Annotated in this window: 20 protein-coding genes, 3 pseudogenes and 1 riboswitch; of the genes and pseudogenes, 6 read left to right on the top strand and 17 right to left on the bottom strand. The window is 37.8% G+C overall.

The features are described from left to right. Window positions 1–354 precede the first annotated feature (354 nt). Window positions 355–1161: a ParA family protein gene (locus BMMGA3_RS02100; RefSeq protein WP_003348252.1), complete on the bottom strand. Its 807-nt coding sequence runs from the start codon at window positions 1159–1161 to the stop codon at window positions 355–357. Window positions 1162–2062: 901 nt separating this feature from the next. On the opposite strand from BMMGA3_RS02100, the gene BMMGA3_RS02095 reads away from it, so the two are divergent. Together BMMGA3_RS02095 and BMMGA3_RS02090 are read left to right on the top strand one after the other, a co-directional pair. Further along, the gene (locus tag BMMGA3_RS02095) at window positions 2063–5554 is read left to right on the top strand and encodes a BadF/BadG/BcrA/BcrD ATPase family protein (protein WP_003348253.1); all 3492 of its coding nucleotides are present in this window, start codon (window positions 2063–2065) and stop codon (window positions 5552–5554) included. 24 nt (window positions 5555–5578) lie between these two features. Then, window positions 5579–7231, top strand: a complete 1653-nt coding sequence (locus tag BMMGA3_RS02090) for a hypothetical protein (protein ID WP_003348255.1) — start codon at window positions 5579–5581, stop codon at window positions 7229–7231. A gap of 842 nt (window positions 7232–8073) precedes the next feature. On the opposite strand, the pseudogene BMMGA3_RS02085 reads toward BMMGA3_RS02090, so the two are convergent. The 4 genes and pseudogenes from BMMGA3_RS02085 to BMMGA3_RS17720 form a co-directional block, all read right to left on the bottom strand. Beyond that, a pseudogene (locus tag BMMGA3_RS02085) lies at window positions 8074–8847 on the bottom strand (PLP-dependent aminotransferase family protein); the annotation flags it as partial. Between the two features lie 299 nt (window positions 8848–9146). Beyond that, window positions 9147–9569: a DUF1801 domain-containing protein gene (locus tag BMMGA3_RS02080; protein ID WP_003348259.1), complete on the bottom strand. Its 423-nt coding sequence runs from the start codon at window positions 9567–9569 to the stop codon at window positions 9147–9149. Window positions 9570–9961: 392 nt separating this feature from the next. Continuing rightward, window positions 9962–10801: pseudogene (locus tag BMMGA3_RS02075) on the bottom strand (group II intron maturase-specific domain-containing protein); the annotation flags it as partial. Next, window positions 10794–10955, bottom strand: coding sequence for a hypothetical protein (locus BMMGA3_RS17720; protein WP_003348262.1), 162 nt, complete (start codon window positions 10953–10955; stop codon window positions 10794–10796). The pseudogene BMMGA3_RS02075 and the gene BMMGA3_RS17720, both read right to left, overlap by 8 nt. Window positions 10956–11468: 513 nt before the next feature. Further along, window positions 11469–11513: riboswitch (PreQ1 riboswitch) on the top strand. Window positions 11514–11521: 8 nt separating this feature from the next. On the opposite strand from BMMGA3_RS17720, the gene BMMGA3_RS02070 reads away from it, so the two are divergent. Then, window positions 11522–12007 carry a QueT transporter family protein gene (locus BMMGA3_RS02070; RefSeq protein ID WP_003348263.1) on the top strand — a complete coding sequence of 162 codons (486 nt, stop codon included), beginning with the start codon at window positions 11522–11524 and terminating at the stop codon, window positions 12005–12007. An 82-nt stretch (window positions 12008–12089) separates the two neighbouring features. Here BMMGA3_RS02070 and BMMGA3_RS02065 read toward each other — a convergent pair. From BMMGA3_RS02065 to BMMGA3_RS02025, 9 genes and pseudogenes are all read right to left on the bottom strand, one after another. Further along, window positions 12090–12254 (bottom strand): annotated as a pseudogene (locus tag BMMGA3_RS02065) (OsmC family protein); the annotation flags it as partial. A gap of 20 nt (window positions 12255–12274) precedes the next feature. Continuing rightward, window positions 12275–13021 (bottom strand): amino acid ABC transporter ATP-binding protein, encoded by a 747-nt coding sequence (locus BMMGA3_RS02060; RefSeq protein WP_003348265.1) that lies wholly within the window; start codon window positions 13019–13021, stop codon window positions 12275–12277. Between the two features lie 14 nt (window positions 13022–13035). Then, window positions 13036–13680, bottom strand: coding sequence for an amino acid ABC transporter permease (locus tag BMMGA3_RS02055; protein ID WP_003348266.1), 645 nt, complete (start codon window positions 13678–13680; stop codon window positions 13036–13038). Window positions 13681–13707: 27 nt separating this feature from the next. Continuing rightward, window positions 13708–14541 carry a substrate-binding periplasmic protein gene (locus BMMGA3_RS02050; protein WP_038501993.1) on the bottom strand — a complete coding sequence of 278 codons (834 nt, stop codon included), beginning with the start codon at window positions 14539–14541 and terminating at the stop codon, window positions 13708–13710. 38 nt (window positions 14542–14579) lie between these two features. Then, window positions 14580–15158, bottom strand: coding sequence for a TetR/AcrR family transcriptional regulator (locus BMMGA3_RS02045; protein WP_003348269.1), 579 nt, complete (start codon window positions 15156–15158; stop codon window positions 14580–14582). Between the two features lie 311 nt (window positions 15159–15469). Beyond that, on the bottom strand, window positions 15470–16369 hold the full coding sequence (locus tag BMMGA3_RS02040) for an aldo/keto reductase (RefSeq protein WP_003348270.1): 900 nt from the start codon (window positions 16367–16369) through the stop codon (window positions 15470–15472). A 772-nt stretch (window positions 16370–17141) separates the two neighbouring features. Beyond that, entirely contained in the window at window positions 17142–17372 is a 231-nt protein-coding gene (locus BMMGA3_RS02035) for a hypothetical protein (protein WP_003348271.1), read from the bottom strand. Between the two features lie 269 nt (window positions 17373–17641). After that, window positions 17642–18874: an MFS transporter gene (locus BMMGA3_RS02030; protein ID WP_003348272.1), complete on the bottom strand. Its 1233-nt coding sequence runs from the start codon at window positions 18872–18874 to the stop codon at window positions 17642–17644. A 224-nt stretch (window positions 18875–19098) separates the two neighbouring features. Continuing rightward, on the bottom strand, window positions 19099–19950 hold the full coding sequence (locus tag BMMGA3_RS02025; protein ID WP_003348275.1) for an arginase family protein: 852 nt from the start codon (window positions 19948–19950) through the stop codon (window positions 19099–19101). 505 nt (window positions 19951–20455) lie between these two features. On the opposite strand from BMMGA3_RS02025, the gene BMMGA3_RS02020 reads away from it, so the two are divergent. After that, window positions 20456–20755, top strand: coding sequence for a hypothetical protein (locus BMMGA3_RS02020; RefSeq protein WP_003348276.1), 300 nt, complete (start codon window positions 20456–20458; stop codon window positions 20753–20755). 359 nt (window positions 20756–21114) lie between these two features. After that, window positions 21115–21594: a hypothetical protein gene (locus tag BMMGA3_RS02015; RefSeq protein WP_003348278.1), complete on the top strand. Its 480-nt coding sequence runs from the start codon at window positions 21115–21117 to the stop codon at window positions 21592–21594. Between the two features lie 97 nt (window positions 21595–21691). On the opposite strand, the gene BMMGA3_RS16675 is transcribed toward BMMGA3_RS02015, so the two are convergent. From BMMGA3_RS16675 to BMMGA3_RS02000, 3 genes are read right to left on the bottom strand one after another with little or no spacing between them, the layout of a single operon-like run. Next, window positions 21692–21973 carry a 2Fe-2S iron-sulfur cluster-binding protein gene (locus tag BMMGA3_RS16675; protein WP_003348280.1) on the bottom strand — a complete coding sequence of 94 codons (282 nt, stop codon included), beginning with the start codon at window positions 21971–21973 and terminating at the stop codon, window positions 21692–21694. A gap of 12 nt (window positions 21974–21985) precedes the next feature. Further along, window positions 21986–22834 carry a family 1 encapsulin nanocompartment shell protein gene (locus tag BMMGA3_RS02005; RefSeq protein ID WP_003348282.1) on the bottom strand — a complete coding sequence of 283 codons (849 nt, stop codon included), beginning with the start codon at window positions 22832–22834 and terminating at the stop codon, window positions 21986–21988. A 24-nt stretch (window positions 22835–22858) separates the two neighbouring features. Continuing rightward, window positions 22859–23419: an IMEF encapsulin system ferritin-like cargo protein gene (locus tag BMMGA3_RS02000; protein ID WP_003348284.1), complete on the bottom strand. Its 561-nt coding sequence runs from the start codon at window positions 23417–23419 to the stop codon at window positions 22859–22861. A 264-nt stretch (window positions 23420–23683) separates the two neighbouring features. Here BMMGA3_RS02000 and BMMGA3_RS01995 point away from each other — a divergent pair, with 264 nt between their 5' ends. Beyond that, a complete protein-coding gene (locus BMMGA3_RS01995; RefSeq protein WP_003348287.1) occupies window positions 23684–25351 on the top strand; it encodes a copper resistance protein CopC in 1668 nt (555 codons plus the stop codon). Window positions 25352–25376 lie beyond the last annotated feature (25 nt).

Below are 25376 nucleotides of genomic sequence, written 5' to 3'. Positions count from 1 at the left end.
ATTAAAAAATTATAACTATATTTTATCACTTACTATTATTACTTGGTACTAATTTTTAAGAAAAAATTTTTTCCCTAATGCTATTTCTAACGTTTCTCCACAAAAACGGAACTACTTAAGTTAAGCCGATGATTCTTTTCTTTTTTTGTTTTTCACCTCTCTGATCCTCTTTCTGTTGCTTTTCATCCATTATGATAGACCCTTCCATTTCATAAATGAATGAATAAAAAATTTAATTTGAATGAATAGTGAATGATAATATCTCCTACATAAATGAATAATGAATTAAAAATAAATTAAATATGAATGAAGAATAATAATAAATCTTATATAAACTTATTTAGATAAAGACGATCACGTAAAGATGTGATCAATGCTATATCTACATGGGTGGAATATGACGACGTTCGCCTGGAATGCCTGTTTTAGCTCTGCATTTTGGTTGAATCCATATAGCGATAGTCTGCCTATCAGTGCTTTTCGTGTAATAATGGTTTTGAATACTTCGTTTGGATAATCCTCTTCGATCATTTCGTTAAACGCTTTGGCGTCGCTTCGTCTAACATCGTTCATCGTACGCAAAATACCGATAACCTTTGTTCCATGCTTGCTAACATTTCTTGCTCCCTCTACGGTATCCATGAAATTTGGAATCGCGGAATAGCACCAGTTAGAGCATTCAAATAACACAACGACATACTCACTGGCACATAAGGCATTAGTTGTCTGTTCACTTAATGAAGGAGGCGTGTCGATGACAATAAAATCGTAATTATCTCTCACCTTCTCTAATGTTTCATCTAAAATCTTACTAAGATTATCACCGTTATAGCGAATTTTTTCGCCTAGATATGTCACGCCTGTGTAAATCCAGCGAGGAAAAGTCGCTAAAAATTTATTGGCAGGCAACAAGTCTAGGTTTTCGTAAATTGGTACGAGATAGTTTGTAGGATCCAGACGCTGCATCGCTTCGAGTACAGACTTCTCAACAAATTCATTCGCGGGTCTCTTAGACAGCAATTCTGTTAAGTTTCCTTGCGAATCCATATCAACCGCAAGCACCTTGTACCCGTCTTGGCTTAATAGATAAGCCAAAATCCCAGTGGTGGTGGACTTTCCGCAACCGCCTTTTTGGATGCCCATTGTTATCGTAATAGCCAACCTTCGAATCCTCCTTTCTTCCAACGTTCTTTTCTTCTTTTCTTGTTTCTTTTGTTCCTTCCTAACATTATTGATTCCTTACAACCTATGAGAAGACCCTTGCGGTGACCCCAAATATCCAGTTAAATAATTTAACTATTGAAGTTTTTTCTGAAGAAAACAAAAAAGCTTAGCCTATAGGCTAGCAATTTTTATTTATTAAACTTTTAAAGTATGAAACTATGGACCTCTGTCCAGACTGGATGATAAGAGCTGAAAGTAAATGAAGAAGTGGAAACGGATCGGGAAAAACATAAAGAAATACGCATAAATTCTACTATAATATATTTCTCTATATGCTTGATCGGAACAACACGATACTTATCTAAAAAACTATTCGTGGTCCATCATATAAAGAAGATTGGAGAACTGGCTTATTAATTCCTTATTTATTAATTACTGATTCAACGGTTTCCTTAAACCATTTCTGAGCACATCAGGATTGTTTTTTATTATTAGTTTAAATAAATCTACTTCATTCTTCCATTTAGATTTATCTTCACCAGTTAAAATTAATTGTTTATATATTTCTTCTTTTTTCTTTAAATTCGTCTTTCGTTAGAAAAATTTAATATTTCTTAAAGTATTCTTCCCTTTTGTCCACATAATTTTGCATCGGTAACAGAAAGGTATAGTGCAAATAACAAGCCAAAAAGAGTTCGGAATCAAACTTGGTTTCCTTCCTCAATTGATTAATAACTCTGCCCGTAAATATTTTTCAGACCACTCTTTTACAAAATTCCTCCCAAATAAAAAAGCACCCGTGTTCTTTCGAGAAAGAATCGGAGTTTCACTATGAATATGTTGTTTAGTTAATTGCACATAATAAAAATTGCAATTTAATGGTAAAGGAAGTGATTTTGTGGAGAAAAGAAACAAATGCCTTAATTCCTTATTTATAGGAATTGACGTCGGCTCAACAACCGTCAAGGCTACAGTAGTAAACCCCAAAAATAAAGAAATTCTTTGGTCAGATTATCAACGACATCATACGAAACAGGCTGAAAAGGTCCTAGAATTTTTAATTCGGATTGGGAATGAGTTTTCTGATGTGAAGAAGGAAGATATACGTGTATTTATTACCGGATCTGGCGGTGGACCTATTGCCGAGCATATTGGAGCCAAGTTCGTTCAAGAAGTGAATGCGGTTACGATGGCAGTGGAACAACTTCACCCTGATGTTGGCAGTGTGATTGAACTGGGAGGACAAGATGCTAAAATTATTATTTTTAAAGAAAACGAAGAAACAGGAGACAAGCAGGCGATTACGTCAATGAATGACAAATGTGCCTCTGGTACCGGTGCCACGATTGATAAGTGCATGATTAAAGTCGGAATGCCGGAGAAAGAAGTAGCCAAGCTAGAATTTGATGATTCAAAGCTTCACCATGTTGCAGCAAAATGCGGCGTATTTGCTGAAACAGATATCGTGAATCTAGTGAAAAGCAGTATCCCTTCATCTGAAATAATGTGTTCACTAGCGGATGCCATTGTGATGCAAAATCTCTCAGTTCTGACTAGGGGGAATACGTTACGTCATAAGGTTCTGTTATTAGGTGGACCGAATACATATTTACCTTTCCTGCAACAATGTTGGCGAAAACGAATTCCTGAATCGTGGGAACAACGAGGATACGATTACCCGAAAGAAATCCCGCTTGAAGAGTTGATTTTTATCCCGGAAAATGCTCAGTATTATGCGGCTTATGGCGCTGTTATCTATGGCTTGCATGAACCCCAGGAAGTTGGTGTTTATAAAGGGCTGGAAGATTTAAAAACATTTATTACACATGGGCGTAAAGCAAAGCTCGGGGAAAAAGCGGGCGCTCCTCTAGTAAAAAGCAAGGAAGAATTAGAACAATTTCGCCGTCAATACAGTATACCCAAATTTGTACCTGCTTCGTTTGAACCAGGTCAGACAATTAGAGCTGTAATTGGTCTGGATGGAGGTTCCACCTCATCAAAGGCTGTGTTAGTTGATACGAATGGCACGATTCTGTTAAAGGAATATCAGCTGTCCAAGGGAAATCCAATTCAAGATACGAAAGAGCTTCTCGGACGGATCCGGGATAAGGTCCATACAGCTGGCGCCAAGCTGGAAATCATCGGGTTTGGAGCCACGGGATATGCGGCCGATGTTTTGGAAAAAACATTGAAAGCAGATGTGAATATCGTGGAAACGGTCGCCCATATGCTGAGTGCTGTCCACTTTTTCGGTGATGTTGACGTGATTTGTGATATTGGCGGACAAGACATTAAAGTTCTCTTTCTCAAAAACGGAGATATACGCAATTTCCGATTGTCCAACCAATGTTCAGCAGGAAACGGAATGCTTTTACAGGCGATGGCCGATCAATTTGGGATTCCAATTCAAGAGTATGCCGAAACAGCATTCAAAGCTGATCTGAGTCCGAAATTTTCCTATGGCTGTGCCGTATTCCTTGATTCGGATCGTGTAAATTTCCAAAAGGAAGGTTACACCAAAGAAGAATTGTTAGCCGGACTAGCCCTCGTCTTGCCGAAAAATGTGTGGCAGTATGTGGTCCAAATTCCCCGCATGGCAGAACTAGGCCGAAAATTTGTCCTGCAGGGCGGAACTCAGCACAATCTGGCTGCTGTAAAAGCGCAAGTTGATTACATTAAAGAACGGGTTCCGGATGCCGAGGTGTATGTCCACCCGCATACAGGCGAGGCAGGCGCAATCGGAGCGGCAATGGAAACTCTTCGTGTCGTGAAACGCAGAGGATATTCTACGTTTCTTGGGATGGATGCAGCGATCAGTATGCAATACTTGTCCCGCAATGATGAATCTACACGCTGTAACTTTTGTCCGAACAATTGCAGCCGCACGTTTATCGACACTTCTACCCCTGATGGCCAAACAGCCCGTTATATTTCCGGTTTTAGCTGTGAAAAGGGAACGGTAGAAGACAAAGAAGCCATGATACAGTTGACTCGGGAGCGTAATCAGTTGAAAAAGCAATACCCGAATCTGGTTGAATATGAAGCACGTCGCATGTTTCAGCATTTTTATGATTTCACTCCTTTACCAGAAAAAGGGCATATGGTTGAGGATATAAAGGTAAAATCAGGCTGGCTTGGCACAAGAAGAACGAAATATATGCGCCCGTTTCAACGCTCCTCATCCGAAGCAATGGAATGGCGAAAGCAACTTCGTATCGGAATTCCGAAAGTGCTCAATATTTGGTCTACTGCCCCTTTTTGGCGGACTTATTTTGAGACGCTGGGTGTCAGTGAGCGCGGCATCGTATTCAGTGACTATACGAGTGAGGAAATGTGGCAGGAAGGTGGAAAGTACGGATCTATCGATCCATGCTATCCATCAAAAGTAGCACAGGCACATGTGCATAATTTGCTATTTAAGCACCATCGTGAAAATAAGCCGCTTCACGCGATCTTTTTCCCATGCATCACCCATATTCCGACCCATCTAAACAATGTGATGGACTCCTCAAGCTGTCCGATTGTGGCCGGGGCTCCGAATGTAATCAAAGCAGCGTTTACAAAAGAAACAGACTTTTTCAAGACAAGGGGGATTACCTATTTTGATCCGGCGGTGACGTTTACAGAGCCGAATATGCTGAAAAAACAGTTGTATGAGGCGTTTAAGGATTTCTTGCGAATCACGGAAGATGAAAGTGATTTTGCGGCAACCGAGGCTTGGAAGGCGATGGAGCTTTTTGATGCGGAAATGCAGGAGAAAGGAAGAATGATTTTGGAGCAGGTAGAAGCGGAAAATAAGCTAGCTATTTTGATGATTGGTCGTCCTTATCATTCAGATCCGGGTCTTAACCATGGGGTATTAGATGAATTTCAAGTGCTGGGTTATCCGATTCTTTCCATGCGCTCCATTCCGAAAGATGAAGCCTGGCTGCGTCGCTTCTTTAAACATGATTTGGAAAGCGAAAGAGTGAAATATGCGTTGGAAGTAACGGATGTGTGGCCGGAAAACTTTAGTTCCAATAGTGTACAGAAAGTGTGGGCCGCCAAATTTGCCGCCCGCCATCCAAATGTAGCCGTATTGGATCTATCCAGTTTTAAATGTGGACATGATGCCCCAACATACGGGCTGATTGACTCGATTATTTCAACCGCTGGTACGCCTTATTCCGCCCTCCATGATATTGATGCGAATAAGCCGAGCGGTTCGATCAAAATTCGTGTCAAAACGTATGCCCATAGCTTGGGACTTCATGAAGAGCGTCTTCAAGATCTAGCACGCAAAAAGGAAGAATTACAGCTTCTCATTGAGAAAAAACGTCTTGAATTAATGCGTGGCCCGATTCATGAACGGTTAAGCAGCTCTCATGAGAAAAAAGCGATATCTGAATAATAATAAAAAGGAGTCGACAAAAACGTGAAATTGGCAAAAGAACATTCCAGCGTTAAGGATATTGATCAAACTGATGTTGCGAAACTATTCGAAGAAGAATTGAATCGATTTAAGGAGGAACAAGAAGCTACCTTAGGTTTGAACCAAACAAAAAATCAGTGGTTTGACCCCGTCCCGCGGCAATTCTTTGCCAGAGACAAAGATTCTACGACCATCCTTTTCGGAGGACTTACGATGGCACATGACTATTTGGTCGAGGGAGCTTTGAAAGGATTAGGCTACAATGTCAAGCATATGGAATGCCCGGATACAGAGTCATTGCGCTATGGCAAGGAATTTGGAAACAGGGGACAATGCAACCCGACCTATTTCACCGTGGGAAATTTGATTAAATATCTTACCCACCTAAGGGACGTAGAAGGAAAATCGAAAGAAGAAATTGTCCGCAATTATCTTTTCATTACAAGCGGTTCCTGTGGTCCCTGCCGCTTTGGTACGTACGTGACAGAATATCGTAAGGCATTGCGGGATGCCGGATTTGACGGTTTTCGGGTTCTTCTGTTCCAACAACAGAGCGGCTTAAAGCAGGCTACAGGTGAAGAATCTGCCCTTAAATTAGACAGCTCCTTTTTCATAACCTTTTTAAAGGCTGTTTTAATCGGCGACATTTTGAACGCCCTCGGTTACCGGATTCGTCCTTATGAAGTGGTTGCCGGATCAACCAATGCTGCCCTGGATCGCTGTAAACAATATTTGCATGAAGCCTTCAGTAAACAGAAATCTCTCATACGAGCCTTATACCGATGCCGCAAAGAACTGCAAGCGGTGAAAGTAGACCGGACAATCGTCAAACCAAAAGTAAGTATTATCGGTGAGTTTTGGGCGATGACAACGGAGGGAGATGGCAACTATCGCCTGCAGCAATTTTTGGAGGAAGAAGGGGCCGAAGTAGAAGTACAATCTGTGACGGCATGGATTTTATTTTTGATCTGGGAGGGGCGCTATGATACCCTCAAACGGATGAATTTACGCCGAGCGGACTCCGGTAGTAAAGGGCTGGAAGGAAAGAACCCTCACCTGCGTCTGCGGATGTTGCAGTTAGCGGATCGTGCTGTACGAGTGATGTTCCAAACATATGCCAAAGCCATTGGACTTCGTGGCTATCACTTGCCTGATATGGATGAGATTGCGAAGGTCGCTCACGAACACTATAACAACCACCTGAGAGGTGGAGAGGGGCATATGGAGGTTGGCAAGCTCATTTTGAATGTGGTGAAACGTAAAGTAAACATGACCATTTCTGTTAAGCCTTTCGGATGTATGCCTTCATCCGGTGTTTCAGACGGCGTCCAGTCATTAATTACTGAACTTCACCCGGAAGCGATTTTTCTTCCAATTGAAACAACGGGAGACGGCGCGATTAACGTATACAGCAGAATCCAGATGATGCTGTTTAAGGCAAAACAGGCTGCACAGAAAGAGTTTGACGAAGCTTTAATAAAAAAAGGCTTTACAGTTGAGAAGCTCCGAATGCTGAGCTTTTCACAATCTACCCACCCATTACAAAGTGCCCGTCATGTTGTTGCTTGTACAGCAGCCAATACGGTATATAGCACAAAAGGTTTTTTCAAGCAGTTTTCGTTTCGGAGAAACAAAGAAGAAATGGAAAGCGTTTAGGGTCATTGTTTGCATTTGACGGACACTTCACTCATAATCGTATCTGACTTGAGGGCCATAAAGGAAAAAGTCTCACCCTAAAGGAAAAGTCACATGTTGAATGGATAGAAAGGAATCTCTACAAATAAGAATTCAAATCTGTTGATGATGAGAAGAATGTAAAAATTTCCACTAGAAAGTTTTCGGAATCTATTATGAAGAATTCAAAGCACAACTACCCTAATAAAGAAATGAAAGTAACAATCCTGTGGAAGCAAGGGCTTGTTTGGATAGGATTTATCGTGAACTAAAAGCAACATATGTTTTGTTATGTCCCCTTTTAAGTAGACAATAAAAAGGAAGCACTATACTGTTTACTTGGAGGGGATTTTTTGGAGAAAAAAAAACGCATGTTCTTCAGATTTTAAATTACGTATGGTGGGGTATATTTATGAAAAACTCTCTTTATCGAATGAGGAAATTTCAACTTAAAATAGATTTGTTTCCAAGTGCAGAATTTATTGTTAACCAGCTCCTATAACTATTTATTTTTATCCACTTTTATTTTTTTCTTCTCTTTATAACTTTTAGGAATTGAGGATAAATTGAAATGAAAATTTCGATATTAGGAACTTACATCTTCATGCACTGAATGGTGTTTTTCTTCAAACAATTATAAGATATCAGTGAAATAGTAAATGCTGGCGAAAAGAATTATTATCATAAAATCTTTATAATAAAAGAAAGGGAGTATCCCAAAAGTGTTCGCTTTTGGGACATCATCTTCATGTTCCATTTACAACAAGTCGCCGTACAGAACGAACCAAAAAATCGATAAGACATTGATAATGATTCACCATCTCCTAGATCAAAGCAGATTTTAATCTATATATACCTTCTTCTATTTCCTCTATTGTTAGATTACCATAGCCTAAAATGATTTTACTTTGATGCATTCCTTTGTGAATCGTATGAAGTTCTACTGGATAAATTTTAACTTTATATTTTACCATTATTTCCTGTACCTTTTCATTTGAAAACTCTATATTTTGAAATTCAGCAATCAAATGCAGACCTGTTGAATCACCTGAAATTTTAACATTAATACCAAACTGTTCTACTAAACATTTTTTTAAATGATCCCGACGTGTTTTATATATTTTTTTCATTTTTCTAATATGGCGTTCCAGATGTCTTTCATCTATGAAACGCGCAAGGGTAAGTTGTTCTAATGAGGGGGTGTGAAGGTCCGTAAACCATTTTAAATCTTTACAACGTTTTGTTAAAGAGAGAGGCAGAACTAAATACCCCAACCTTAGGGCAGGTGATAATATCTTGCTGAAAGTTCCAATATAAATCACCCTGTCTGGATCAAGCCCCTGAAGTGAATTAATTGGCGCTCCTTGATAACGAAATTCACTGTCATAATCGTCTTCTACAATAAAACAATCAACTTTTCTGGCAAATTGGATTAACTGAATTCGACGCTGAATAGGCAATGTTCCCCCAAGTGGAAACTGATGGGATGGAGTAACAAAAATAAATCTTGGTTTTTTATTCGGAGGGATTAAATCCGTTTTCATACCGTGTTCATCTACAGGTATAGGGTGAAGCACCGCCCCAGTGGAAGAAAAAATGGCAGAAAAAATATGTATTGTGCGGAAAATTAGATTGTAAATACGGTGTGCTTTCCAATAACGGTGAGTTGATAGAGCTGCAGGACTTATAAACCATTTCTTCGATCTCGTTAAAGTTCCGATATTTATTTTCCCGGTTACCAACTCCCATTGACATTGCCCTGCTGTGAGAAACAACAGGGCGATCTTACATTTGTCGTAGGACAAATTCTTTTCTTTTATTTAAAAAATAAGGTATCTGGTATCATTAGTTAAATTCAACTAATCGAATTTTTAGTCATCAAATTTCTTTAAACACTTCAATCATTCGGATAGGTTTCTTTCAAAAACCTTACAGATTGGTTAATTAAAGCTTTTAAAACATTAACATCAATATCAGCTACTTTATTGATGTACACACACGCTTTTCCAGTAGTATGCTTTCCAAAGTCCTTTAACAATTCATCTCGTTGTGTGTCACCCGGTGCAAAATATAAGCTGATTTTGGATTTTCGAGGTGAAAAGCCAACTAGCGGTGCATCACCTTCGTGGCCAGATTCATATTTATAATGATATGAACCAAATCCAATAATACTAGGTCCCCACATTTTTGCTTTATAACCTGTCGTTTCAGTAAAAATATCTAATAATTTATATGCGTCTTCACGTTTTTTGGGGCTTTCTATATTTTCAATAAACTCAATGACACTGTTGTCGGTTTCTTTTGTTTTTAGTTCATACATAATTAGAATCTCTCCTTTTCCTTTAAAATAATGAAATTTTTAGAAAATTATATCATTTAATTTGATTGATAAAACAACTCTTCTTGATTTAACAATATTTCATCTAAATGTTTTTTTCATTATATTTGTCATTGACTAAAAAAATTTCTTATTTCATTATGTTTATTTGTAAATACTAAAAAACCGATTTCCTCTAAAATAATGGAAATTCGGTTTTATGATAAGCTATTCCAATTAAAAAATTGAACCGATGCCGCCATACTAAAGTAATCCACGATACACTCAGAATTATCCTATCATCTAACAAAATAGATGAAATCGAGTAGGAGGGGGTGACTAACCCCCGACCTCTCACACCACCGTACGTACCGTTCGGTATACCGCGGTTTCAATTAAGTATGACGTAGAAAATGATATCTCTCGAATAGACTTCTTAACCCTTGATGACTCCAGTAGGAGTTGTCGAGGGTTTTGTGTAGAATGGGACTGCAGGCAATCCGCCAGTATTTCTTGTGTGTATTGCCCCACTCGATTGCTTTATGGCTTGGAACACCTAATGCTCTAAGTTTCCGAATTCTTGTTTTCGGCGTTTTCCACTCTTTCCATAAACACATTCGAAGTCTTCGTCTTATCCATTCATCCAATTCTTTGAACTTGCTTGGTGTATCTGCCAAGGCAAAATATCCACACCATCCCATTAGGTACATGTTCAGTTTCTCAATTCTTTCCTCCATTCGATACGGTTTGGATCTTGATGTGATTTCACGGATCTTGTTCTTGAATCGTTTCACACTTTCTTTCGCCATCCGTATTTTGGGTGTTTTGTTTGGTGTAAAGCTAAAACCGAGAAACTTCCGTTTCCAAGGACGGTCTACCGCCGATTTCTCTTTATTTACCTTGAGCTTTAATTCCTTCTCGATAAAGTTAGTAATGGAGTTCATGACACGAATTCCTGCTTTCTTTGTTTTCACGTAGATATTACAGTCATCCGCGTACCGTACAAATTTATGTCCACGTTTCTCAAGTTCCTTGTCCAACTCGTGAAGCATGATGTTTGATAATAGTGGACTAAGCGGTCCACCTTGTGGCGTTCCCATGTCTGTTTCCATTACCACTCCATTTATCATCACGCCTGATTGAAGATACCGGCAGATTAATTTAAGTAAAATCCGATCTTCGATCGTTTTCGCCAAGATCCCCATCAGTTTATCGTGGTTCACCTTGTCATTTTCCCGTGACAAAATCAGTTCCATCAACATAGATATCCTCTCCACGTGAACGAATCCCTCTATTTGTGCCATCTTCTGCTCCACCCTCTTGAAGTCCCCCGTGGGATTCACCACTTCCTCCTTCAAGTAAGTCCTGCCGGATTGTCTGCTTCAACACAGAAAATGAACGCGTAGTGTTTCGTTCTCCTTAATTGTTCGGTCCTTCCTCTTTCGTCTCGAGCTCGAAAGAGTACTATGACCTCTGCTGACTTCTGACTGCTCAGCTATCTATCGCTAGATAGGTTACCAAGATTACTTGGCGTGCCAGTCAGATCTCCCCGGGTAAGAGTGTAATCTTTCCTTCCATCTATCTGCTTCATTTACTCTGTATCACCTTCGGCAGAAAGGGCTTTGTTTTGTGTTGCAAACTCACCCAGTGATACCTAGCCTCATATGAAGTTCGTATTCCTCAGACCGGAAGTTTGCCGTCCGCTTCCTTCAGATTCCGCGTTACCACGGACACCCTTGCGTTAAGCTAACTGCTACTTCTGCCTTCACAGCTCGGGACTTGCACCCTATAGATTACACCCATGCCGGGCGCACAAATAGAAGCCCTGCTGCGCGGAACAGCCGGGCTTCTATTTTGACCAAATTTTTTATGTGTATTATAATGTTTTCTTCGAGTGTTCACTCGAACGTGGTTCGAAACCATCCCACGATAAAAAACTAAGGAGAGAATTGCATATGAATGTAAGAACACTTGTCGGGAATGGGATTTTGGCAGCCTTGTATATAGCTGTCTCCATGCTCATTCAGCCGTTTGGATTTACCCAAATACAATTTCGGGTTTCCGAAATCTTTAACCATCTTGTTGTCTTCAACAAGAAATATCTTTACGGAATGGTATTAGGTGTCTTTCTAACCAATCTATTATTTTCACCAATGGTTGCGTATGATCTTGTATTTGGTGTAGGACAAACTATAATTTCTTTATTAATCACCATTTTTTCTGCGCGCTTTATAAAAGGTATATGGGGGCGAATGGTGTTTAACACCCTTGTCTTTACGTTCACCATGTTCCTCATTGCTCTTGAACTTCATTTAGCTTTTGGCTTGCCATTCTTATTTACATGGTTGACAACGGCAGTTGGCGAATTTGTTGTAATGATCATTGGTGCACCAATTATGTATGCGCTGAACAAACGCTTGAATTTCGAAAAATTGATATAAAAATAGATGAAGAGTTGCGTGCTAAACAAAGCAGCAACTCTTTTTTGATACGATCACTAGTGAGGTATAAATTTTTAAATCAATCGATCCCAATACATCCTGCTAAAGAAGCTAAAAGCATTTCTGTTGGTGTGACGCCTTTTCCTTCTCCACCATAAGCTTCTGTCGCGTCCATTTTCATTTCATAACCGGATGCACCAACTGCTGTGAAGGAACGTTTCCCGTACCCCTCAGTTACAACTTTCATCAAAAGCTCCTTTCAAGAAGTCATTTAACCGTAAAATTATTCAAAAATTTCATTGCACGTTCTGTTTGTGGATTTAAGAAAAATTGATCCGGTTTTCCTTGTTCGATGATCATTCCGTCAGCCATAAAAATGATCCTGTCTGCCACTTCTTTTGCAAACTTCATTTCATGTGTCACAATCAACATCGTCATTCCTTCATTAGCAAGCTCTTTGATAACATTCAAAACCTCCGCTACTAATTCAGGGTCTAAGGCAGAAGTCGGTTCATCAAATAACATAATGTTAGGTTCCATTGCCAGTGCACGTGCAATGGCCACTCTTTGCTGCTGGCCTCCGGACAATCTGGATGGGTATACATCTTTTTTTTCAAGCAATCCTACCCTCTCCAGCAATTTTTCTCCTTTTTCAACAGCTTTCGCTTTAGGCCATTTTTTTACTAATAATAAAGCTTCAATGACATTTTCTAAAACTGTTTTATGAGGATATAAGTTAAACTGTTGAAAAACCATGCCTGTATGAAGGCGGATTTTTCGTATTTGCTTATTGCGCTCCTTTTTTCTTTGCTTTGCATCCACCACAATGCCATTGACTTCTAAACTTCCAGATGTCATTTCTTCAAGACCGTTTATGCATCGAAGCAATGTACTTTTTCCGGAACCGCTTGGACCAATAATAGCAACAATTTCTCCATCGTAAATTTCTAAATTAATATTTTTTAAAACTTCTTGATTGGAAAAACTTTTCGATAACCCGTTTGTTTTAATCATGTTAAATCCCCAACTTAATCATAAATTGATAAACGTTTTTCAATTCTTTCTAATATTAAAGAAAAGCCTGTGCTCATGATCCAATACATAATTGCAATCGCTATATAAAACGGCATATATACATAGTACTGGGCAACTAATAATTGCGCTGAACGCAACAATTCTGTAACAGTGATAACGGAAACGAGCGAGGTTTCTTTTAACATGCCAATAAAGGTATTACCCATTGGGGGGATTGCGATTCGAATTGCTTGAGGAAGGATAATCCTCCTCATTGTCTGCCATGGCGTCATCCCTGTTGCATAAGCAGCTTCTGTTTGGCCTTTAGGAATCGATTGAATCGCTCCGCGAAATGTTTCCGATAAATAAGCACCGATGTTAATGCTTAACGCTATAAATGAAGCATTTAACGGGTTTAGTTTTATACCGTAATCCACTAACCCATAATAAACAATAATAATCTGTACTAAAGGAGGGGTCCCTCTAATGATAGAAACATATGCGCGAGCTAACCATTTGATCAATCGATTGCCTTTAAGCCTCGCAATCGCTATAATAACCCCAATGATTAACCCAAAAAACATTGATACAATAGTAATAAGAAGCGTATAATACGCTCCTTTTAGCAAAAATGACAGGTTATCTATTACAAGATCCATTCTAATTGCGAATTCCTTTCTATTTTTTTACTTTGCCGGTTCCTCTCCAAACCATTTTTTAAAGATCTTATTATATGTCCCGTCATCTTTCATTTCTTGTAAAATTTTATTCAACTCTTTTAATAGAGCCTCGTTTCCTTTACGCATTGCAATACCTGCTTGATCGGATTTGATTGGTTCACCAACAGGTTTAATTTTAAATCCGTTTTTTTCAACAATCGGTTTTATAGCATATATATTGTTTATCGTAGCATCGATTCTTCCGGAATCTAAATCTTTTAATGAAGTTATGACATCATCGTACGTTTTAATATTAAATTCACCTACTTCAGGAAGAACTTTCGTACGAAGATATGTTTCATCATTAGTACCTAAACCAACTCCGATATTTTTCCCCTTAAAATCTTTTAATGTTTTAATAGTATTGTTATTGTTGCGGACAATGATTTTTACTTGATTTGTAATATAAGGTTCAGTAAAATCCATTTGTTTTTTACGCTCATCAGTAATCGTCATTTGGCTAACAACAATATCAAATTTTTCCGTTTTTAAGCCTGGTATCATACCGGAAAATTCTTGTGCTACAAATTCTGCTTTTACTCCTAATCTTTTCGCAATTTCTTTTGCAATATCTACATCAAAACCATCCATTTCTTTTTTGTCGTTTAAGAAATTGTAGGGAGGATATGTACCCATTACTCCAACTTTAATAACACCTCTATCTTTAATCTGTTGCAATAAGTCAGAGTTTGCTTTCTCGTCTTTAGCAGATTTATTTCCAGCTGTTCCACAAGCACTAACAATAAGGCTTAATGCTAGGATCAAAATCATACTTAAAACAAATGAGCGTCTTTTTCTCATCTATTCTTACTCCTTTCTAATGAACTTGTAATTAAAATTTATATACCAAGAAGGCCAAAAAATTCGAATCTAACAGTTTCCGCAGCCAACTCTTTAGCTGTTTTCTTTTTAATAGTTGAATCTTTTACAAGAGGTTCAAACAGCCATCTTGCCATTATTCCTTCCACTAAACTCATTAAAAAAGCGGATTGTAGAGCCGGGTCTTTTGCAGGTAGCATATTAAGTTCTATTGCTCTCTTAATGTTTTTTTGAAACGCTTCTTCGATGTTAATTCGAGTTTCTAATATAGCTTCTTGTACCGAATCTTCTGTTTCAATTCCTTTTAGGATAAGTTTCATTAAATACTTATTTTGTTCAGCAAATGTAAAAAGGTCTTCAAACAATTTTTCAGAAGCTTTTACAGCGTCTTGAACGCTTCCCGCTGATTGTCGATAGCCTTGCAACACGACTTTCAGCAATTGTTCTTGTCCTTTTTTAATAATTTCAAGAGCGATAGCTTCCTTACTTTTGAAGTACCAATAAAAAGTTCCTTGCGATACACCAGCTTCTCGTACAATATCTGATATTTTCGTTCTATGATATCCATATTTCGCAAATTGCTGAAGGGCAATCTGCAATATTTTATCCCTTCTATCAAAGGTTCCATCTGCTAACTTTTCTTGCCTTGAAATAAGAATCCTCCTCTCTTGATTGATTAGTCAGTCAACATAAATCCTATTATAAAACTAGAATTAAGTCAATATTTCATATCGTTTTAGTCGGAAAAAACTAATATTTTCATTCTTTAAACGGTCCTGCTAGACTGCGTATCTAATCCAAATAAGCTTTTCTGTTTTATCGAAGTTAAATTTCTTTAAAAGAAATTAAAGAAGAGTTGCGTGCAAAAGCAGCAACTCTTTTTTGATACTATGATTTTTCTGCAAAACCTTTATATAATATCCAAAGGCACTTTCTTATTAGGTTTCGGAAACACCTCATCAAGTCTGTTCAGATCTTCTTCGGTCAATTCAATGGAAGCAGCTTCAGCGTTTTCAATCACATGTTGTTCTTGCACAGCTTTTGGAATGGCAATAACATCATTTGTTCGTATCGTCCAGGCAAGAGCAATTTGTAGCGGTTTTACATTGTATTTTTCTGCAATTTCATTAACGATTGGATCCGTTAATAATTGTTTTCTTAAAGAGCCTCCTTGAGCAATTGGACTATAAGCCATAATTGGCATGTTATGTTCTCGCTGCCAAGGCAATAGATCAAAATCAATTCCTCTGGAACCTAGATGGTATAACACTTGGTTTGTCGCACAATTTTGTCCTTTGGCAGCGTTCCATAACTCTTCCATATCATCCGTATCAAAATTGGAGACTCCCCATCTTAAAATTTTTCCTTCTTTCCGCAGCTTTTCCATGCCTTCAATCGTTTCTTCTAAAGGAATCCGGCCTCTCCAGTGTAAAAGATATAAGTCTAAACGGTCAGTCCCTAACCGTTTTAAGCTGTTTTCGCACGCTTTTGAAATCATGTTTAATCCTGCATTGTGCGGATACACTTTAGAGACTAAAAATACTTCATCCCTGCGTCCTTTGATCGCTTCCCCTACTATACGTTCAGCGCCGCCATCTCCATACATTTCAGCTGTATCAATTAGTTTCATGCCTAACTCTATGCCGAGTTGCAAGGCTTTGATTTCCTGCTCTTTCGCTTGAGGATTTTCTCCCATCTTCCATGTTCCTTGTCCTAAACATGGAACTGAAGTGCCATCTGGCAATGTCACGACACGTTTTTCAAGACGATTTCTAATTTCTACTATTTTCTTTTTATCCAATATACTCATAAACATCCGCCCTTTCTTTTGTATATTGAAGCACCGCAGACATTTTTGCAAAAGTTTACTCTTTATATACATTTTCCATAAATACGTTATTTTTCCCTGCCTCAAAGTACGTACGGTGATATACTGTCAACTCTTAGGGTCAGTCCATCAATAAGTTTAAACAGCGGGGATCTCTCATTTGGCTGGGTGAGCAAAGTAGTGTTGCCGCCTAACAATTGAAAGGCTTTAAAGGGGAAGAAGCCTAATTTACGATACTACACACACAAATTAGTATGGCATCCGAACGCCTTCAAAACTAATCAAACGTTTGATTAAATAAAAAAGCCCTGATATTTTATGATGTAACAGGCTTATACTTCCGTAAAAAGAATCCTTTTTGGTTATTAAATATCATACATTTTGCACTTTTCATAAAAACTTGTCTTACTGATAAGCAATAATTTAGCTGCCTCCAGCTTATTTCCCTTGGAAACATTTAGTGCATGTTACATTCATTATACCAAAAGAAAACCAGCAAAAATTCTTTAACGGAAGGAGGTTTCGAAAAATTCGGAACCCTATTTCGAATAAATCAAATCGGGTTCCGAATCTAACTTTATTGAACAGTATATCCTCCATCCAGAACAACCGCCTGCCCCTGTAACACCACAAAAAAAAGAATCTTCCTTTTTTGAATGTAGTCACTGCTACAAACAAAATACTCTAAAGGAACGACTCTTTATGAAATATTATATTTCTTTTATTTATTAATTCTCCCTAAGATGTTTCTTAATCAATCTACTGAATCTTCGTGTTTTTCTTCCGGTGCTGACTCTTGCTGATTTTCTTGAATTCTTCGCGGCCTGCCCCAAAAGAATCCCCAAGGATCCATCCTTTGGAAATCATCTCTTTTTCGTTCATTTCTGCTGTCATCTTCTTTACGTTCATGAATAATATCAACTTCCTTGGCATGAATGATTAACTTATCAACATGGATCACTTTTTCTTTTTTATCCTTAGACATTTTAACCCCCCCTTACTCTCTTATATCGCTATATTGTATTCAAAAAGAATTAACGTGTATGGGCTGTACATTATTTATTCGTATTACTCCGTATGCTTTCCAGTATTATCTTCATCAGTATAAAACAAAAAAAAACGAGCCTGACTCATATAGGTCAGACCCTTATGAGTCAGGCTCGCCCCTGCCACTAAAATGGTACTAGTACAAATCCAAAGGAGAAAAAACACTCGATGGATTTAATTAGTTGAATAATGCAATAGTGTTGTTATTCAATTAGCTTCATCAGTTGCAAGCATTCGGAACATCGGGAGCATGACCAAAATGCCAATGAGGAAGAGAGCAGCAGAGGCCTGGTAAATCGTGACTAAGGAGAATTGTTCTTTCAACAGACCAGCCAAACTCATCGTGATAACCATTGCACCCATGAACAAAGGAGTCATTATTCCATTTACACGTCCTACAAATGATTCGTCGGTATTGTTCAATATAATCGTATTAATGCCGATCTGGAGAGCAGGCATGAATAGACCGATAAGAAACTCAGCCATTAAGGTAAGCCAGAACATAGTGGACCAACCCATAACAAAAATTCCTGCAGCCATGCTTCCCATACCCAGCATCAATAGGATGTGCGGTGCAATCCGATTGGAGAATACCATCGCAACAGCGCCGCCGATTATCATAGCTGCTCCATTGGCTGCGAACAGCCATTGCAGGTATTCCTTTTCTAGACCTAGGCGCTCTGTTACCAGAAAGATGGCTAACGGGTGGATTAGTCCAATCCCTAAACCAGCAGCCATGAAGCCGCCTCCCAAAGTCACAAGAATCTTGCGCGACCACACATATTGAAAGCCGAGCTTCATTTCATGCCAGAGCGATGTCTCCCTGTCATCCTTTTTCTCAATCTTGTCCGGAGGCAATAAGGTCAATACGAGAGCAGATAATAAAAAAGTGATGCCTACTACCGCCATAGAAATGTAGATACCAAATTGTTGAAAAACGAAGGTCCCTAATACCGGACCTATAATCATGAACGTAGCCATCATCGTCTGGAATAATGACATACCCGCCTGCATCTGCTCTCCCGGAACGTGTACTTTGAACAGCTTCAACCCCGAAGGCTGAGAAAACTGCGAAAGCATCGCGGAAACGAATGTAGCAAGGAAGACAACTTTCCATGTGCTGAACAGGAGCGCCATTAATACAATAAATATCGATATAGCACTTAACAGATCGCACCAGATCATTGTTCTTTTCGGTTGCCAACGGTCTGCGAACGTGCCGCCAATAAAAGAGAAGATAAAAATCGGTGCAAATTCTGCCACAGATATGAGTGAGACGGCAAGCGCATCCCCATTTGTCTTCTCTGTAACAAACAATAGAATAGCAAAGTTGCGTACCCAGATGCCGACTTGAATAAACAAGCCAGCCGTCATAATCGCTTGGATAAAACGATTCCGTAATAGTGAAGCCATGGATGGATTTGAATTTGTTGATGGCATGAGAATGACCTCTCTAATCTTGTTTTTTTTAAATTATTTAGTTCGTAATTGCAGTAACCGGCTTCAGCTCCTACATATAGTAAATCTACTCTTAGATATTAAATTATACCAGTTTTATTAATTTTTGTAATTAATATTAAGGACGTTAATAATAAGTTTTTGAACAATTGTTATTAAAAAATAATTAAGGTTTTTTGTTATTTTAAAGAAACGTGAAGAAAATATTAGGAAGGCATCCGAACGCCCCCCTTATATGCTGCAGTAAATTTGGCAGAAGTGAAAGAGTGAATTCTGCGTTCTGATGCTTTTTGTCGTGAATTACCTAAACATGTTTGTAAAATTTTTATATTAGCAGTTTCATTTTTCTGAATAGAATCTTTATAGGTTGGAAGAAAAAAATTGTTTGGAGTTGAAGGTGCTTCGCCACAAATATCCACGCCGTAAATGTCTTTTTTTTTGAGAATATCTTGCACATATTGGATTAGAGTATGAATGTTCATAAATCCTTGATCCCAGTTTGTCACAGCATCGGATTTATTTAAAACGTCTTTGTCGATGCTAATATAAACGGTATCGGTTTGAATAGTAGAAAGTATAAGTTTGGAAGAGTAGTTTTGTTGACGATCAAAAGGAAAAATTCTTACTTTTAAAGATTCAGAAGAAGCAATCTTGGCTGAAGAAGGTCCGACGATAATAACCTGTTTCATCATTGGTATGTGTTCAAGTGCAAAAGAAACCCATGAACCGCAAGATATGATCTTTTCGGTCGTACCTTCCGACATATCTATGTCAGGATGATTGTCAAATAATACAAGTGTAAACGGTGTATGTATTTCTTTTAACAATAAATAAGTGACATAGTGATAGTTGCCGTTGCCGATAAACGTAATCCCTTTCTGCTTTCTTTCTGAAAGACGTCTTTCTATTTCCTTTAGTGAATCTTTTTCACAAAATAAATGTACATGCTGAAGATTGAGAAAATCTATGCTCTCATGCGGAATGGATCGAAGACTTTGCTGCGAAAAATATGTCTCATCGAAGTTCAAAAACGTTACACCTTTATTCAATAAACCCATATCCCCTTCATCTCCTTGGTTTATTTAAGATGTTTGTTTTTAAACGTCATATGAAGTTTTGATGCTTTAAAGCTCTACCTCCTCCAAAAATAAAAAAAGCTAACTTTTTGGGCTATGAAAATGCCTAATTTCATTATACTTATTTGGTCAAAAAAGGTCAAAAATTGCTTTCATTGTATTTGCCTTTTATCCACTATACCTACCAAATGCCTTTCCTCTGATTTTGCTTAAAAAATCGATTTTTTTAGATCAGTAATTCGATTCAGTTCCTTATTTCAACAACTTTCTCTTTAACACAAACTCACTGCAAATAATAAAGTCTCTTTTCTTTTATTAAGGTAAATTAACAGTTCATTTAAAGATTGGTAAATATTTAATTAATCGACAATTTTTTTAAAATTGCTTGTTTATAATGGCTTTACCTTTGAAGGAAGGGAGTTGAAAATTCCATGTAATAAAAACTCCTAAATGAAAACGACTTAAAAAATAACGAGGAGGAATAAAAATGGTATTGAAAACTTTTTTGAAACTATTGATTCCTGTATTTGTCCTGGTGCTTATTACGGCCTGCAGCAATGATCAAAACTTGAATCCTCAAAAAGAGCCAACTCCAACTAATGGACAGATGAATACAGAAGAGCCAACAAATGGTGATATCAATACAGAAAAACCTACAGACGGTGAGAAGAATTCAAAACAACCTTCTAGTGAAGAAGTGAATCCAAAAGATCCTTCTAACAGTAATACAAATACAGAGGAACCCGCAAATAAAGAAACATCTCCTGAAGAATCAACTAGCAAATAATTATGAGTTCCATAATACTTATTAAAGTTGAATGAAAAACAGATTTTAATTAACAAGTTTCAACGTTTAATCCAGCAAAGAATGATACCAACCATTGTTTACCAAAAACAGTGTTGACTCAAAAGCAAAAGGTCTGACAAGGTCTGACACCTCCAATACAACATATAGCTAAACACGAATAAAACCATTCTTTATGTTGGTATTGTTGGAGGGAGTCAGACCTTATGAGTCAGTCCCCAAAAGAGATCAAAAACTTTTACATAACCTCCGTGTTAGGAAAGTAATACCAATTGACAATGATTCTCATTTTCTATACAATGATGTCATAAACATTTAGATATCAACCGGGGGGAAACAATATGTTTAATATGTTACACGGGTTGAAAGATATTCATACTGTTATTTCAAATTACCGAAAAATAGGCGGTGCTGCTGAAGCAGACATGATTCGTTTATCATCTGGTGAACTATACCATAACCCGGTATTCACAAATATTGACATATCAAAAGGCCAGTATGTTTCCCTATGTTTTATAGATGATAATGGAACAAATATTATTGCGCACGTTGATCAAATTGCTGTAATCAAAGGATTGCAGCATAAATTGATTTGCCAGCTTAATAATACACATGCGAAACAATTATTGCTGCAAGGTACTTTACAATACTTACAAAAGCTATGTGAAATTAATGACGGATTTGTCACACATTCTTTTAAGAAAGAAGCGATAAAACTTGTTCGGGATATAAGTGTAAAGGAACTTAAAAAGCATAACATCTCACTCCCATTCCCAATTGAAGAAAAGCTTATTCATTTAAATGAACGCGTTTTAGCATAAAAAAATGAGGTTCCATTAGGGACCTCGTTTTTTTTCTAAAGAATTTCTGCTTGACAAGCTAATCGATAATCATCATTTAAAGCTTTTTCTAATTTTTTTATTCTTTTTCGTTTGGAAGGGACAAGCTGGATACTCCGTTTATCACTTTTACTGTGCACACTCCACAAGTTCCCTTTCGGCATTTATATTGCAGGGCTTGCCCTTGATCTAAAGCAACATCTAATAAATTTCCTTTCGTTGGTTCGATTTCAAATCTCATTTGGTTTTGAAGCAAAATGATTTCATTAAGGTGCTGACATTCTTGTTTAAATCTTGAATCTTTATTAATAGTAATATTTCTTGGAAAAAGGGAGCCAACAGTAAATGCTCTTTTATTCATCACACTCGTCCATTACTCTCCCCCGTCTTCTAATGTACATATGGCAGAAGGGCGTTTAATCCGTAAAACAACCGTTTCATACACACGGAAAGGATGGTTCATTCCTTCTTCTCCCAAATATGCTGTATCAAAATCCTCTGAAACAGCAAGATCCAGATTATTTCGCCCTGTATTGACGAGGACTCCCGTTTTTCCTTTTAGAACCGGGGTTTGGAACACCCCATCTGTAACAAGCTCACGAACATGCTCAATTTCTAAAACGTTCGTATCTTTATGTACACGGTGCAACAATGAATATAACTCTGGTGATAAAACAAGAGCAAACGGCCCATTATGTTTCATCTCAAGTAATTTGTTTCTTGCTTCCACTACATCTTGAAAAGCGTTTCCTGATTCGTACCAATTTCCTATCAAGTGTGTTGATCGGCCTTTTACATTCATTAAACCGGGAATATCAAATTCCTTTGATCCGTAAAAAATCATCTGGTCCTCTAATATTGCCACATCACGGGCAGCGTTTGCTGCTGCGGAAAAATCAATAGGGATATCTAAAACTTTTGCCTGTTCTAAATCACGCCAATATAGAACGAAATCTTTGTAAAGTAATGGGATTGTGTAATTTACCCGTTTACTAGTCTCGATGTCTGTATCAAATGATCCTTGAAAATCCATTTTTGCTTCATAGTTTTCAATAAATACGTCATTAAAAATACTCTGTATTCCTCTTCCAAGCGGACCGTACAATTCGATAAAACGGCGTCCAATCAATTGTCTACGTGCAGTGTCAATGACTGTTTGATCTAATTGTGAGAAATCTTGATCTGTTAATGGTGAATCTGGAAATAGTTGAGTCTTGCCCATTCTTTTCTCCTCCTAAATCTTTCGCTATATTAAACTCCCAACAGTAAACCCTTTTTTCTTATTAGATTGTTTTATGATTAGTGAATAACCAGGTGGAGCTAAGTGGTCGTGATGTTCATCATGATGTGCATGCGGATCGACATAGTCATGGTCAAATCGTTCATTTATCTTATTTAACATTTCTTTTACTTGTTGATAATCCTGATAGGAAACATCCCTCATTTGCTTTAAAAGAGAGCTCCGTTCCTCATCTGTAAATTGAAAGAGTGCTAAATCCAAGTGCTCTACAAAATTATGCAATCCGTATTTTTCAAGATTTAATTCTTGTAAAAGACGATTAAACTCATTCTTGGCCGGGGAAAATATTTTTTCATCTTTTTCTTTTTCAAATTTACTAATAAGCGGAATAAGTTCTACTAAACGCGATAACCGTTGTTCTTCCTCTTCGTAAATGTGGTGATAATATAGACGTTCATGATCATCCTTGGCATTTTGAATAACAGGGTCGAGCATATTCATAAATTTTTCAATTGCATCCTTGGTCGTTGTAAAAATTCGATAAAAGATGCTTAGTTCTTCTTTCAACCTTTACACCTCCTGATTTTAAGATAATTGCCATTATTGCCATTTAGCTTCATTTTTATTACATCTTTTTACCTTTGGAAATCCTTAAAAAGAAATAGAAAACAAATATCGCCCCAGTTTTATCACAATTTCAACACAAGTTTACTTTATACTTGGATTGTACAAACTTTAATTGGGCTGCTAATACCATGTGCAATAGACTATTTGAAGGGAGATGAAACAGCCGTCGGATATTCTTTATTTTTTTAATGAGGGAGGCGTAAATTGGGGAGTTTTAGAAAGTTAGGATTATGGGCATTCATTATTTTTTTAGTGATCGCACTTTTTCCTGTTATTACATATGCCCATGCTTATATTGTTAAATCTTCGCCAATGGAAAATCAGACATTATCTAAACCGCCATCTGTCGTTAGCATTCAGTTTAATGAGTTTATCCAACCTGATTTTTATTCACTTTCTGTGATGGATGCTTCGGGTAAACGCGTTGATTTGAAAAATGCCCATATAAATAAACAGAACCATGCGATCCTGGAGGCAGGAATAAAAAAGAACTTGCCGAATGGGACGTATTCTATGCAATGGAAAATCATATCCTCAGATGGTCATCCGGTACAAGGAGTTATTCCTTTTCGTATTGGGCATGCTGGAAAAGAAGCTAATGCTTTACAAGGGAAAATATCCAGCTATTTGCCTAAAGTTGATATTTTGATCAATCGTTGGTTGCTGTATATGAGCATTGCGTTATATTTAGGAGTGATATTTTTTCACCTTTTTATTTATCGAGCAGAACATCAAGAGTCTTCCAAGGTTCAATCGAAAAGCAAAAAAATCATTTGGCTGTCATTGCTTGGAATTGCTATCAGTCTGTTGCTAAATCTGCCTTTACAAACATCGATTAATGCAGATGTAACATGGTCACAGGCATTTACCCTTTCATTGTTGAAAGAAACGTTGAATCATACTTCTTTCGGACTTATATGGGTTGTACAGATGATGATTTTTGGAATTCTTGTCATCACAACTTATTTCGCTATAAAGCGGGGAAGCTTGTCTTCCATGAAAGCTTGGGGAGCATCACTCATTTTCATAATGGGATTGCTCATTACGAAATCTTTAACAAGTCATGCTTCAGGTCATCAGCACGAGATAATACCCGTTGCATTGGACTTTCTTCATTTGTTAGCAGCTTCTGTGTGGATAGGGATTTTATCAGCGATTGCTATCATTTTACCAAGAAGTCACCCGGAAACGGAAAATGGGCATCAAAGCAGGTTGCTCTATTGGAGAGTCATTCAACGTTTTTCGCCTTGGGCAATTGGTGCTGTGATCATCATTTTTGCTACGGGAATGTACGGAAGTTTCATGTATGTCCCGACGTTTTACTCCCTCATCCATACGTCATACGGACGAGTTTTGTTAGGAAAGATCATTTTATTTTTCTTCATGTTTCTATTAGGTGCTTATCATTTTAACCAAGGAAAAAAACGCGTAAGACAAAAATTAGGATGGACGTTAAGGCTTGAACTCGCGATTGGTGTGATAGTTATATTGATGGCAGCCATACTCACAAATCTGCCGCCAGCAACAGCTTCGCCTGGACCGTTCGATCAAACGAAACGTGTAGCGGATAATGGGTATCATGTTTCCTTGCATATTAGCCCTAATATAGAAGGAATAAACGTTTTTAAAGTCAAGTTAAAAGATAAGAGGGGACGAGCACCAACGAATATTGAACAAGTGACCCTCACCTTTTCCTCTACCAAGCAGGCAGGAGAAAGTACCGTGATCGTTCCGAACGCAGCACCTGGAGTATTCCAAACGGAAGGAATGCACTTGAATATGGCAGGGTATTGGAATGTTCGTGTACATGTATTAACCAAGTCTTTGGACAGTTTTGATACCGATTTTCCTGTGGTAGTAGGAAGTCAATAAAAAAGTATATAAAGGAGATTTGATA

The organism is Bacillus methanolicus MGA3, from assembly GCF_000724485.1.
In the GTDB taxonomy this organism is placed as follows: Bacteria; Bacillota; Bacilli; order Bacillales; family Cytobacillaceae; genus Bacillus_Z; species Bacillus_Z methanolicus_A.
This window is presented reverse-complemented; position numbering and strand designations above follow the sequence as displayed.